Source organism: Nostoc sp. DedSLP03 (genome assembly GCF_034530815.1).
Lineage (GTDB): Bacteria > Cyanobacteriota > Cyanobacteriia > Cyanobacteriales > Nostocaceae > Nostoc.
Genome location: NZ_JAVRCK010000055.1, coordinates 43,205 through 55,929 on the forward strand (window position 1 = coordinate 43,205; position 12,725 = coordinate 55,929).

At 43.0% G+C, this 12,725-nt stretch carries 10 protein-coding genes, 4 tRNA genes and 1 pseudogene; 9 read left to right on the plus strand and 6 right to left on the minus strand.

Annotation, left to right across the window (positions count from 1 at the left end; all coding sequences use genetic code 11):
* Positions 1-31: 31 nt before the first annotated feature.
* Positions 32-116, minus strand: a tRNA-Ser gene (locus tag RM368_RS23905).
* A 225-nt stretch (positions 117-341) separates the two neighbouring features.
* A complete protein-coding gene (locus RM368_RS23910) occupies positions 342-1,262 on the minus strand; it encodes a TIGR04168 family protein (RefSeq protein WP_322696347.1) in 921 nt (306 codons plus the stop codon).
* 149 nt (positions 1,263-1,411) lie between these two features.
* On the opposite strand from RM368_RS23910, the gene nadA reads away from it, so the two are divergent.
* The 3 genes from nadA (at position 1,412) to RM368_RS23925 (ending at position 2,764) form a co-directional block, all read left to right on the plus strand.
* On the plus strand, positions 1,412-2,386 hold the full coding sequence (gene nadA, locus RM368_RS23915; RefSeq protein ID WP_194041420.1) for a quinolinate synthase NadA: 975 nt from the start codon (positions 1,412-1,414) through the stop codon (positions 2,384-2,386).
* A gap of 133 nt (positions 2,387-2,519) precedes the next feature.
* A tRNA-Tyr gene (locus tag RM368_RS23920) sits at positions 2,520-2,605 on the plus strand.
* A gap of 87 nt (positions 2,606-2,692) precedes the next feature.
* Positions 2,693-2,764: transfer RNA gene (locus tag RM368_RS23925), tRNA-Thr, on the plus strand.
* 169 nt (positions 2,765-2,933) lie between these two features.
* Here the strand turns inward: RM368_RS23925 and RM368_RS23930 are convergent.
* Together RM368_RS23930 and RM368_RS23935 are read right to left on the minus strand one after the other, a co-directional pair.
* Complete coding sequence (locus RM368_RS23930; RefSeq protein WP_322696348.1) at positions 2,934-3,614, minus strand: group I intron-associated PD-(D/E)XK endonuclease; 681 nt, start codon at positions 3,612-3,614, stop codon at positions 2,934-2,936.
* Between the two features lie 68 nt (positions 3,615-3,682).
* Positions 3,683-3,755: transfer RNA gene (locus RM368_RS23935), tRNA-Arg, on the minus strand.
* Positions 3,756-4,113: 358 nt separating this feature from the next.
* Between RM368_RS23935 and RM368_RS23940 the strand changes: the two genes are divergently transcribed.
* The 3 genes from RM368_RS23940 (at position 4,114) to RM368_RS23950 (ending at position 6,794) form a co-directional block, all read left to right on the plus strand.
* Positions 4,114-4,773 carry an Npun_F0813 family protein gene (locus RM368_RS23940; protein ID WP_322696349.1) on the plus strand — a complete coding sequence of 220 codons (660 nt, stop codon included), beginning with the start codon at positions 4,114-4,116 and terminating at the stop codon, positions 4,771-4,773.
* A gap of 140 nt (positions 4,774-4,913) precedes the next feature.
* Positions 4,914-5,765: a hypothetical protein gene (locus tag RM368_RS23945; RefSeq protein ID WP_322696350.1), complete on the plus strand. Its 852-nt coding sequence runs from the start codon at positions 4,914-4,916 to the stop codon at positions 5,763-5,765.
* A 21-nt stretch (positions 5,766-5,786) separates the two neighbouring features.
* Entirely contained in the window at positions 5,787-6,794 is a 1,008-nt protein-coding gene (locus tag RM368_RS23950) for a transposase (protein ID WP_322696351.1), read from the plus strand.
* A 62-nt stretch (positions 6,795-6,856) separates the two neighbouring features.
* Here the strand turns inward: RM368_RS23950 and RM368_RS23955 are convergent.
* Both RM368_RS23955 and RM368_RS23960 read right to left on the minus strand, forming a co-directional pair.
* A pseudogene (locus RM368_RS23955) lies at positions 6,857-7,798 on the minus strand (ADP-ribosylglycohydrolase family protein).
* 87 nt (positions 7,799-7,885) lie between these two features.
* Positions 7,886-8,827, minus strand: a complete 942-nt coding sequence (locus RM368_RS23960) for an ADP-ribosylglycohydrolase family protein (protein WP_322696352.1) — start codon at positions 8,825-8,827, stop codon at positions 7,886-7,888.
* A 394-nt stretch (positions 8,828-9,221) separates the two neighbouring features.
* Here RM368_RS23960 and RM368_RS23965 point away from each other — a divergent pair, with 394 nt between their 5' ends.
* The 3 genes from RM368_RS23965 to RM368_RS23975 all read left to right on the plus strand — a co-directional run bounded on the left by RM368_RS23965 (position 9,222) and on the right by RM368_RS23975 (position 12,674).
* Positions 9,222-9,761, plus strand: a complete 540-nt coding sequence (locus tag RM368_RS23965) for an outer membrane beta-barrel protein (RefSeq protein WP_322669656.1) — start codon at positions 9,222-9,224, stop codon at positions 9,759-9,761.
* 239 nt (positions 9,762-10,000) lie between these two features.
* Positions 10,001-11,917, plus strand: coding sequence for a sulfite reductase, ferredoxin dependent (gene sir / locus RM368_RS23970; RefSeq protein WP_322696353.1), 1,917 nt, complete (start codon positions 10,001-10,003; stop codon positions 11,915-11,917).
* Positions 11,918-12,029: 112 nt separating this feature from the next.
* A complete protein-coding gene (locus RM368_RS23975; RefSeq protein ID WP_322696354.1) occupies positions 12,030-12,674 on the plus strand; it encodes a Uma2 family endonuclease in 645 nt (214 codons plus the stop codon).
* Positions 12,675-12,725 lie beyond the last annotated feature (51 nt).

Below are 12,725 nucleotides of genomic sequence, written 5' to 3' on the forward strand. Positions count from 1 at the left end.
TGAACCATTACTAAACGTAAATTTTATCCAACGGAGAGGGGGAGATTCGAACTCCCGGAGGTTTTAGCCTCATCCGATTTCAAGTCGGACGCAATCGACCACTCTGCCACCTCTCCAGTAAATCTGTCAAACTTGTGCCGATCCTAGTTTCAGACGCTATTCAGGCGCTTTTGCTGGTTAGCACTAAACTTGACAGATCATACTATACCCTATTCTCTACGCAGATTGCACTACTGGATGCGAATGTCTATGACACAATACGCGATCGCTCGTACAAAATTTCCCCCTTAGCCACCTGAAAGTCATTCCCTACCCAAACTAGGGAAACTGGATGCGAATGTCTATGACACAATACGCGATCGCTCGTACAAAATTTCCCCCTTAGCCACCTGAAAGTCATTCCCTACCCAAACTAGGGAAACTTGCGAAACCACACCTGCCTCTAGGGTGACAATGGAAAAATTACGCAACTTCTCGCCATCATTTTCCACAATCCTGGGGACACTAGCCGCATTTAAGTAAATTGTCCCCTCTGGACTTCTAAAGATGGGTTTGCGCTGCACCTTCTTGGTATGGCGTAAATCTCGGTGCATGTGACCAAATGTCACCAGAGGAATGGTTTTACCAGCAGTCAAGGCTTGAGAAATCGCCTCGCCCAAATCTGGATCGCCAAAATCGCCGCCAATTGGGTGCCAGTCTTTGCCGCAGGGGTCTTCGGGGCGATCGCCTAACCCACTAGGCCCGTTGTGACCCAAAAATATAATTGTCTCGTAAGCGGCGCTTTTAACAGCTTTCACGATGCGATCGGCGGATTCTTCTAAACTCGTCACACCATAACGTTCTTTACAGATTTCCGCGAATTTCCACTCCGGGCCACCCCAGGTAAAGGGACGACCCCCCACTACAGTTAAATTCCAAGCGGGAAAATCCAACTTACCGTAACCGACATGGGACGAGCCTAATAAATCGAGTTGTTCTTGTACCCAGTCTTCCTTAGAGCGGTCATAAGGAGCCTTTTTGCGTCCCCATTCGGTGGCGGTATACCAGGCATCGTGGTTGCCCATTACGGCTGCTTTGGGAATATCGAGAGATGCGATCGCTCTGACCACTTCCACCGATTCATTGCCAAAATCCCCGACAAACAGCACTAAGTCAACACCCAAATGCTTGAGTGCAACGCCATCTTCCACTTCCCATTGGTCGTGAATATCTCCAACTACAGCAATTTTGAGGTTTATCGATTGAGTTTTCTGACTGGTCATGCCACTTTCCTTGCCGTCTATCTCCAGGATATGAAACTCAGCCCGATTTGGACACAACCCCAAAATATCAACCGTCCACTATTTTTGGTAAAAACTACTATAATTGAATCCACAGGACATACATTTGCAACATAAAGCACCCCTAAACTGTGTTTACTACTGCACTAGCTCAACGCGAAAACACCCAACTGGGTGAACTACCACTAGATTTGTTTGCCGCGATTCAGAGTCTCAAAAAAGAACTCAACGCCGTTATCCTGGCGCATTATTATCAAGAGCCAGATATTCAGGATATTGCAGACTTTATTGGGGATTCATTACAACTAGCAAGAGCCGCCGAAAAAACCAATGCGGATGCGATTGTCTTTGCTGGCGTTCACTTCATGGCAGAAACAGCAAAGATACTTAATCCCGATAAATTAGTACTTTTACCAGATTTGGATGCTGGTTGTTCTTTAGCAGACAGTTGTCCACCAGAGGCGTTTGCAGCTTTTAAAGCAGCGCATCCAGATCATCTGGTGGTATCTTACATCAACTGCTCTGCTGATATCAAGGCGATGAGTGATATTATTTGCACCAGTTCCAACGCTGTGAAAATTGTGCAGCAGATACCGAAGGAACAGCCGATTATTTTTGCCCCAGATCGGAATTTGGGGCGGTACGTCATGGAACAGACTGGACGAGATTTGGTGCTATGGCAAGGTAGCTGTGTTGTCCATGAAACCTTCTCGGAAAAGAAAATTGTTCAGTTAAAAATTGCCCACCCAGAAGCAGAGGCGATCGCACATCCAGAATGTGAAAGTAGTGTATTGCGCCACGCTAGTTTTATTGGCTCCACAGCCGCCTTACTCAAGTATTGTCAAAACAGTCCCACGAAAGAATTCATCGTTGCTACAGAGCCGGGAATCATTCACCAAATGCAAAAATTAGCTCCTGACAAGCATTTTATTCCTGCACCGCCGATGAATAACTGTGCTTGTAACGAATGTCCGTTTATGCGGTTAAACACCCTAGAAAAGCTTTACTGGGCAATGAAAAATCGCACTCCCGAAATTACCATGTCAGAAGATATTCGCCTTGCTGCACTGCGACCAATGCAACGAATGCTGGAGATGAGCGTGTAACCAGTATTTTTTATACAAATGGTAGAGACGGTAGAGACGCAGTTTTGTTGCGATCTCTACCCGCAAGTTGTTTTTTCTAATTACTTGCAATTTATAAAAGGTGGTGCTAAGATTTTAAATCGTGAGACAAATCGGGTCGGTGTCCGAGTGGTTAATGGAGACGGACTGTAAATCCGTTGGCTAGCGCCTACGCTGGTTCAAATCCAGCCCGGCCCACCACTTACGAAGTTATAAGTTATAATGACTGGGTTAAGAGCAAAGCTCCCAGCATTGTAACTTAAAACTGAAAAATCAAAGTTATATTTTGCCCGTGTGGCTCAGTGGTAGAGCACACCCTTGGTAAGGGTGAGGTCACGAGTTCAATCCTCGTCACGGGCTTTCTAGAATTAACAAAATAATCAACGTAAAATCAGGGGTTTTAGCTTTTTAAAGGAATTTAGATGTTAAAAAGCTAAGTTTTTTACTATTTTGACTATGATTTGGCTATCAGGACATAATTTTGGGTATCAGCTTGTTTTTTGACTATGTTCAGAAACTCACCATGAGTTCAATCTTCGTCATGCATTGTTAACTGTCCTTCCACTTTTTCATAAGCTTTCTTCACCCAATACCCTCTAGGTGGCTTTTCTATTCCATAAGCCTTACACCACTTTTCTACAGCCTTATCAGACACGCCAAAATCTCTGCCAATTTGTGCAGTTGGCTTTTCCCAAACTAGTTTTTCTAGTTCTTCTTTCGATGGTCTTTCTACTTTTCTGGTATGAATTCTAGAGTCTGGGTTAACCTTTCTGGTTGTTAAATCAACGCCAAAGTCTTTGTAGGTTCGCTTAGATGCTGCTTCAGTTAAATCTGTAAAATCCTCCCACCAGTAAAACGGTGTAGCTGAATTAGGTATCTGGGTAGTTATGTAGCAACCATTAAAGTTAATTGATGGATAAACAACTTTATCTATATCAGGCAGATAAACAGCATAAAAGTCAAAGTCATTTACTTTGTACTTCTTTTGGTGAGTACCATTTTTATCTACCCAAATAGTTTTATTGACTACTCTATTATCTCCTGTGTATTTAGCTTGTATTTTGTAAAATTTATCGTCTTTGTAGGCAACAAAATCAAAAGGTAGATGCTCACAAACTACTGGAGTGAGGACTAAATACCCTTTTAGGGTTAAATCAGCGATCGCTTTCGTAGCAGCAATATCGCCTTTGTTCTTGGTATGATGCAACAATAACGAACCTCAAACTCGGAAATCATCATATCACTTCACGGTACTTGAAGGTTCATATTGAGTAAAAACGAGCGCGGCAGGGTTCGAACCTGCGGCCGATTGCTTAGAAGGCAATTGCTCTATCCACTGAGCTACGCGCCCAAAACAAAATTATGGCTCCTAAAAGAGTCATCTTAACTATTATATCGTTTCGACGTAACAAGAAGCAATGGAAAATTGCAGATTTACCACTAGCAAGGCTAAGATGCTAGTCGCTAGTTAGTGCAATCTACACCGAAAACGAAACAGATGGGGTATTGGTTTAGATATATTGTGTTGTCAAGGGGTTATTTGCCCGTTAGCGCTAACGTCCTCTGGGCGGCTACCTTCGGGAAGAATCTGGCGATCGCGAGGCTCATTCCTACAGTATGCTAGGTAATTTCAGCCTTGGCGATGCTGCCAAATGCCATTATATATTCCATATTAAGAGTGCCCTTGTGAGGAGTTATTTGCTAGTGCCATGTTTATTCTCAAACGGCAGGATGTTGAAATATCAAGCATTCAGCACCCAAAAAAGGATCAGCAGGTGCCGATTCTTAGTTATCAAGGGCAGGCTTTTCGCTTGATTAGCGTATTCAAAGCTAGTCAAGAGGAAGAAGCTAGAGCCTTATGGAGAGAATTAACGGATAACCGAGGTAAAGCCTGTGTTTTGCTGGAGGAACCGGAACGCTTTAGTGTTTGGGGTAAAATCCGTTTAGAGCAACTAGATAGTGACACAGGTAATCATGGCAAAACGGCGATTTTAATCCAAGCCGGTATTTTGCTGTTGCAGGGTGTTTCTATCGACATTGAAGAGTTTTTAGGTGCTAGACAAGCTGCATTATTTGAAAAAGATATTGCGGAGGTGTTCAAGCAAAAACAATTTCCCCAAGCATCATCCCTAGAAGCAGTGAAATATCTGGTATCTACTAATCCTTTGCCAACAGCCAAAATACCTGATTGGCAAGAAAATCATGTAGTTATCCTGTTACAAGAACTGCATCGATTAGGAAAGACCTATTTTGGCAATGCTAATTTTACCAAACAAGTAATTTATAAGCTAGAAGATATGCCAGAAGCCGAGCGATCGCTGTTTATCACTTGGCTAAATCAATCGCCACTGGGTAAACTATGGCAGTAGCAGGGAAATTTTTTCACAAAATTCCTGCCACTGGCACTTGCTTTTGGTGTCCGATTGTGTATTACCTGATAGACACACTGCTAGATATACAGTCCTTTAACTCAAAATACTGCCAGAGTGCATCTACATAGTCAAGTCCTATGAGTAACTCTTACGAGAATTCGTTCCTTTCTAAATCAATTTTCACTACTCAGAACATTGTCTTAGCTAATATTGGCTGGGCCGTACTGGCACTGCTATACTTTTTGTTATTTAGTGCCAAAGTTCCTGGAGCCGATGGCATAGAAAGCCGAGCCGAGTGGTATGTGATTGGCACAAATATTTTTGAAGCTTTAGCTTATTTGGGTGCCAGTATCTTATGCTTGAAGAACTGGCTGAGTCCGCAAATCGTCAGTGGCCGGAATGTTTGGCTCTTAATTGGGCTAGGTATGCTTTCTTATTTCGTTGGAGGGATAATTTTCGGCTATACCGAAATAGTTTTAAAAGATGAACCGGATGTGTCTGTGGGCGATATATTTTTTGTACTGACTTATCTATTACTTGGCGCAGGCATGATTTTAGCTGTGGCTTCCAGGCGAATCAATCTGGAAAAATGGCAGTGGTTAATTGTATTAGCAATTGCAGTGTTCGGTAGTTTGTTGGCATGGTGGATTTCTATGCAACAAGAAACACCCTCAGAACTGCTAGTCGCTATTTTGAATTGGTTTTACGTAGTTAGCGATGTAGTTTTGTTAATTATTGCTACCACTCTGCTACTAGCCTTTTGGGGGGGAAGAGTTTCCCAGTCTTGGCGAATGATTGCAGCGGCGGCCTTTTCGCTCTACATTGCAGATATGTGGTTTAAATATGCCCAAGGCCCCAATTATCAAAGTGGAGAAATATTAGAAGTGTTTTGGGTGTTTAGTGGAGTGTTATTTGGTATGGGCGCTGCCTTAGAATATGACGCATCACTAAGACGAACGCGGCGTACCAGCGGACGTAAACGAGCTTAGTAAGGATTTTTGGTATCTACCGTGAGAAAACTAACAGACTCTGACAAGCAAGAAATTCTGAAGTTATATCGAGAGACTGCTGAAACAACCTCAACTTTGGCAGACCGCTATGGTGTGAGTAATTCGACAATTAGTCGCCTGCTCAAAAGCACTTTGCCAGAAGATGAGTATGAATACTTAGTCTCCTTAAAGCGGGCTGCGAGAACTCCTGAAGGAAGGGCACAGGTAAGCTACGAGCAGTTACCACTGCTGAGTCAACCAGAACCAGAGCCGGAGATAGAAGTTCCACCCACTGAAAGCCAACCCTTGGAATTGCCAAAGGTTGAGCCACAGCCACGTAAGATAATTCGTGTAGAGGAGCAACTTTACTCAGAGGAAACGGCGGAGTCAATTGCTGCTAGTAGAAGAGTGCGGCGACGCCCTTCGGCTGCGGAGAAACCGAAACTCCGAGTCACAGCAGATAAATTAGAAACTCCAGAGCCAAAGCCGCCGGAAATAGTCAGCATCCCCATCCCACCGCTAAAGAATGAACATCCAGGAGCGGCTGTTATCGCGCACATGCTGGGCGAAGATTTGCTCGACGAATCCGAAGATTTGGATGATTTAGATGATGATGATTTAGAGGATGACGACTTTGAGGAAGAAGACTTTGATGATGATGACCTGGATGAGCAAAGACCTTTAGTTACAAGAAGAAGACCAGGTGAAGCATCAGTTGAAGTTTTACCACTGTCGATAGCCAATTTGCCCAAAACTTGCTATTTGGTAATTGACCGTTCCTCAGAATTAATTACGCGACCTCTGAAGGACTTTGGTGATTTGGGACAAATTCCCAGCCTGGAAACCCAGCAAAGAACTCTGCCGGTGTTTGATAACCATCGCGTCGCCAAGCGTTTTTCTACTAAACGCGATCGCGTGATTAAAGTTCCTGATAGTAAAATGCTCCATAAGGCTCGGACTCATCTGCAAGCTAAGGGCATCACACGACTGCTGATTGATGGTCAGGTCTATTCTTTGTCTACGGTTTAGGAGTTAGAAGTTAGGAGTTAGGAGTTTCATAATTCTTAACTCTTAACTTTTAACTCCTAACACTAAGCGTAAACAGCCCTTGCAAAACGCTCTGCCAAGTAAATAATGTCCTGTCTACGAGCAATTTGATTTATCCATTGTTTGGGAATATTTTCCACGCCGTAGTAAATTCCGGCTAACCCACCAGTGACAGCAGCAGTAGTATCGGTATCTCCGCCTAAGTTGACAGCTTTCAGTACTGCTTCAGAATAAGACGAGCTATTTAACAAACACCACAGGGATGATTCTAAGGTATCAATCACGTAGCCACCAGAATTAATCTCTTCCACTGGTATCTTGGCAATCTCACCACTGAAAACTCTGCCAAAATGGGGCTTCTCTAACAAAAATTCCCGCACAGAATAAATTGTTTGGATATCTTGCAGTCCTTGTAAATAAGCGGTTTGCAGGTCAGCCCCTTCTAAGAGCGCCACTGCAATACTAATATAAATGCCGCAGGCCATTTGAGAACGGAGATGAGCATGGGTAATGCAAGAAACTTGATGTACCCGTACAATCAATTCATCCAAAGTTAAACTTTTGTGACAATAAGCCATTGGCAAAATTCTCATCAAAGAACCATTGCCATTACTATTCTCACTACTACCACCAGCTTTCAAGGGTGGAGTTCCTTGTTTCTAGTTCACAATTGCTAAAAATGTAGTGTTACCAATATCAAATACTTCGCCTTGAGCAGTCCAGTAACTTTCGTGATACCAGCGCCAGAAGGAATTAGCAATCGCATCCAGTGAAAATCCCTCACAAAGACATTCTGCCAAGCAAAAGGTCAGCGAACTGTCATCTGACCACGTACCAGCAGGAACATCCCAAGTTCCATAACCCTGCATCGTTGTGACTGGAGATTTTACTCGTTCAGCGCGACTGGTGAACTCCACTGGCACACCCAATGCATCACCAATACATAAACCCATCAAACCAGACAACGTTTTTGCAGAGGTTAGCATTGTTCAACTAGCACGCAACTTTTCTACCACTGATTTTACTTGCGAAAAGTCGCTTATCAAATGCTTGGTATAATTTTTAATTCCAAACTAGCTGTAAACAGCCCTTGCAAAACGTTCTGCCAAGTAAATAATGTCCTGTCTACGAGCAATTTGATTTATCCATTGTTTGGGAATATTTTCCACGCCGTAGTAAATTCCGGCTAACCCACCAGTGACAGCAGCAGTAGTATCGGTATCTCCGCCTAAGTTGACAGCTTTCAGTACTGCTTCAGAATAAGACGAGCTATTTAACAAACACCACAGGGATGATTCTAAGGTATCAATCACGTAGCCACCAGAATTAATCTCTTCCACTGGTATCTTGGCAATCTCACCACTGAAAACTCTGCCAAAATGCGGTTTCTCTAACAAAAATTCTCGGACAGAATAAATTGTTTGAATATCTTGCAATCCTTGTAGATAAGCTCTGTGAGGGTCAGCCCCTTCTAAGAGTGCCACTGCAATACTAATATAAATGCCGCAGGCCATTTGCGATCGCGCATGAGCATGGGTAATCGCCGAAACATCATGCACCCGCGCCAGCAATTCGCCTAAAGTTAAACTTCTGTGACAATAAGCCATCGGCAAGATTCTCATCAACGAACCATTGCCATTACTATTTTCAACCTTACCGCCCGCTTGATGGGGAATAACTCCCTGCTTCAGGCGCATAATTGCTGTGTGGGTAGTTTGACCAATGTCAAAGACATCGCCACGGGGAGTCCAGTAAGCCTCCTTGTACCAGCGCCAGAAGGAATTGGCTATCGCATCCAAAGAATACCCTCTACAAAGGCATTCAGCCAAGCAAAAGCTTAAGGAACTGTCATCTGACCAAGTTCCTGGTGGTTGATTCCATGTGCCATAACCCAACATCGTTGTCACTGGAGATTTTACTCGTTCAGCACGGCTAGTAAACTCCACTGGTACACCCAACGCATCACCGACACATAAACCCATCAAACCAGACAACGTTTTTGTAGCGGTTAGCATTATTCAATCTCCACGAAAATTGCTCAAAATTAACTTTATAGATTCCCTCTATAGCTTGTTGCAACAAATGTTACAGCCTACTTTTTCATCATCTGTGAAAAGCTCGGCAAAAATTATTAATCGGGTATTTTCTTTACCATATCCCGACTTAGTTTTAGTTCCAAATATTGTGACAGTTTTCAAAGCGGCTGTTGAGGGAACAAACAGCCAGAATCAAAAGACATTGAGATGTAATTATAACAGCTTATTTATCAATTTAAGGGATAGTTATTCGGTAAGCGTTATAGATTAACAACAACAATTTTTTTATAAAAGTTGGAAATCATTTGGAACATTATCACTTTATTTTCGACCTGGAATATACAAGTAAAAAATACAAAATTGGGTAAAAATTATGAAACGCTTACTCAAGTCTTTCGTGACAATTTCTGCATTATCTTCTTTAATAGTTGCTCCTTTTGTTCTATCAGCTGGTCAAGCTTCTGCTGAAACTAAAAAGGGTACTGATGCTAGCTATGTTGGTGCTGGTGTTGCAGCTGGCGTTACCAGTGGCGGACAAGGTATCAACGATGATGCCACATTTGGTGGTAATGTTACAGGTCGCGTGAAATTAGGAACTACGCCATTTTCTGCACGCGGTAATGTCCTCTGGAGTGATAAAACAAGTGCCATTATCCCAGAAGTTTCTGTGGATGTGCCTATCGCTAATAGAACTAATGCCTATTTAACTGGTGGTTATTCTTTTGTAGAGAAAGATGGTTCACCAACTCCTATAGGTAACAAAGATTCAGTAGTGGTAGGTGCTGGTGTTGAATCAGAAGTTGCTAATAACTTCCTCGTCTACACTAACGCCAAAGTAGGACTTGGTGCTTACCAAAATAGTGATGCTTCTGCTGTTACCATCAACGGTGGTCTTGGCTATCGCTTCAAATAAAAGATTATTGAGTCCTCAGTCAGTTTATACTTTACTTAGTACTTAGGACTCAGCACTTCTTCACTTACTACTCCAAAAAGCTGGTTTTGTTAAGTATTACATCACTGACAAAGCCAGCTTTTGCCGTGATAAAATTAAAATATTCCTCATTATTCCGACCAGATTACCGGGGATCAAGTAGTCGAAGGGTGCTGATTCGGCGTCTACTAATGCTTTATTGAGAATACTATACAAGTCTAATGGTTAAATCTGCTCCTTCCCCCATCGCTAGCCGTAAGCCTTCCAAAGTAGAAGGGATCAAGGAAAATAGTAATTTTTTGCGCGAACCTGTAGCAACTGAGATCCTTCAAGATACTACCCATTTTACTGAAAATGCGGTGCAGCTTTTGAAGTATCACGGTTCTTATCAGCAGGATAACCGCGATAACCGCACCAAGGGACAGGAAAAAGATTACCAGTTTATGCTGCGGACAAAAAATCCGGGTGGTTTAGTACCGCCGCAGCTGTATCTGGCTTTAGATAAAATCGCTGATGAGTATGGCAACCACACGTTACGAGCAACTACCCGTCAAGGTTTCCAACTGCACGGAATTTTAAAGAAGAATCTGAAATCAGCAATTGCCACCATTGTCAAGAACCTGGGTTCGACTTTGGGAGCTTGCGGCGACATTAACCGCAACGTGATGGCACCACCAGCCCCCTTTAAGAATCGCCCAGAGTATCAGTATGCTTGGGAGTATGCCCAGAATATTGCTGACTTACTGACAGCGCAGACAGGCGCTTATTACGAAATTTGGTTAGATGGGGAAAAGGCAATTAGTGCTGAAGAAGCGCCAGAGGTGAAGGCGGCGCGACAACGCAATGGGAATGGCACAATCATCCATGACAACGAAGAACCGATTTATGGCACTTACTATATGCCCCGCAAGTTTAAAATTTGCGTGACGGTGCCAGGGGATAATTCGATTGATTTGTATTCTCAAGACCTAACGTTGGTAGTGATTACCAATAAGAAGAAGCAATTAGAAGGATTTAATATTTTTGCTGGTGGTGGTTTAGGTAGAACCCACGGTAAAGAAGAAACTTTCGCTAGGTTAGCAGACCCCATCGGTTATGTGGCGAAGGATGACGTTTACGACATAGTGAAAGCGATTGTTGCTACCCAAAGAGATTATGGCGATCGCACCGACCGTCGTCATGCCAGATTAAAATATTTAATTAACGATTGGGGTCTAGAAAAATTCCGCACCCAAGTTGAAGAATATTTCGGTAAATCAATTGAAGCCTTCAAACCACTGCCAGAGTTTAAATATTACGACTTCCTCGGTTGGAATGAACAAGGTGATGGCAAGCTATTTTTAGGAATTTCCATTGATAATGGTCGAATCAAGGATGAAGGTTCGTTTCAACTGAAAACCGCCTTGCGGGAAATTGTCGAGCAGTTCAACTTACCCATCCGTCTGACAGCCAACCACAACCTGATTTTTTACGATATCGAACCAGATAGCAAGCAAGCTATTCAAGACATTCTCAGCCGTCACGGTGTCGGAGACGACCCCAGTAAAATCGAACCTTTAGTGCGGTATGCAATGGCTTGTCCGGCTTTGCCCACTTGCGGCTTGGCAATCACGGAATCAGAACGGGCAATACCGGGTATTTTGGAAAGAGTTCGCGCCCTTTTGAATAAAGTTGGTTTACAAAAAGAACATTTTGTAGTAAGGATGACAGGATGTCCCAACGGTTGCGCTCGTCCCTACTTAGCAGAATTGGGTTTTGTCGGTAGCGCTCCAGAATCTTACCAATTATGGTTAGGGGGTTCGGCAAATCAGACTCGACTGGCACAACCTTACATAGAAAAGCTGCACCATAATGACTTGGAAACCTTCTTAGAGCCGATTTTTGTTTACTTTAAGAAATCTCGGAAATCGAAGGAAAAGTTTGGTGATTTTTGCGATCGCGTTGGTTTTGATGCCATCCGCGAATTTGCTGCTAGCTACGAACCGCAAACAGCTAATGGTGCAAACAAATCGCGTCATCGGGTCAATTTGAAAGAAGAGGTTTATGGCAAGTTGAAAGAAGTAGCAGAAAGTCAAGGTAAACCCATGACTCAGTTAGTTACTGAAGCGCTAGAGACTTACTTCCAGAATCTTTCGTAAGCCGAAAAGTTTAAGATAATAAAACTAGAGATAGGCACAGATAAATTTATCTGTGTCTATCTTATGTAAATCCTAATGCCGTTAGGTAACACATCCATAGGAAAACTGAAATATGGTTACGACAGCAAAATTCGCAGAAACTAGGGATGTGCTGCAAAACATCAGCTGGCAAACATTCAAAGCTATGCTGGCAGATATGGGATGTGAGCGAAATAAAAGGCTAGCTTATGACAACGGAATAGTAGAAATTATGACTCCGTTAATGCCACACGAGAACTCAAACCGTCTCATCGAAGGTTTTGTTATTGTGTTGTGTGAAGAATTTGGTTTAGAAGTTAAAAGCGCTGGCTCGTTGACTATGACGCGGGATGACTTGGAGCAAGGAGGCGAGCCGGACAGTAGTTACTATATCCAAAATGAATTGTTAGTTCGCAACAAAGAAAATATTGACCTGAATACAGACCCACCTCCAGACATAGTACTGGAAGTGGAATATTCCAGACCCAAGATAGACAAGTTAAGCCTTTATGCTTCAATGGGAGTCCCAGAATTCTGGCGGTATAACGGAAATGTCTTGAAAATCTACGCCCTTAACAGTGGACAATACTCGCAAAGCGATCGCAGTCCAACTTTTGCGCCTGTTCTGGTGACGGAGATTCCCCGATTTATTCAAGAAAGCAAGAAAGTTGGACAAATAACAGCAACTCGTGCTTTCCGTACCTGGGTTAGACAACAGATATCTACAGCAGGGCAATAAGGTGATTTTTTAAAAAGAAATTACCAGCTAAAGTGGTCGAATCAAGATATC

Coding starts and splice junctions, on each gene's coding strand:
- RM368_RS23910 (WP_322696347.1), bottom strand. CDS start 1,262: ATGACCAGTCAGAAAACTCAATCGATAAACCTCAAAATTGCTGTAGTT.
- RM368_RS23940 (WP_322696349.1), top strand. CDS start 4,114: ATGTTTATTCTCAAACGGCAGGATGTTGAAATATCAAGCATTCAGCAC.
- RM368_RS23945 (WP_322696350.1), top strand. CDS start 4,914: ATGAGTAACTCTTACGAGAATTCGTTCCTTTCTAAATCAATTTTCACT.
- RM368_RS23960 (WP_322696352.1), bottom strand. CDS start 8,827: ATGCTAACCGCTACAAAAACGTTGTCTGGTTTGATGGGTTTATGTGTC.
- RM368_RS23965 (WP_322669656.1), top strand. CDS start 9,222: ATGAAACGCTTACTCAAGTCTTTCGTGACAATTTCTGCATTATCTTCT.
- sir (WP_322696353.1), top strand. CDS start 10,001: ATGGTTAAATCTGCTCCTTCCCCCATCGCTAGCCGTAAGCCTTCCAAA.
- RM368_RS23975 (WP_322696354.1), top strand. CDS start 12,030: ATGGTTACGACAGCAAAATTCGCAGAAACTAGGGATGTGCTGCAAAAC.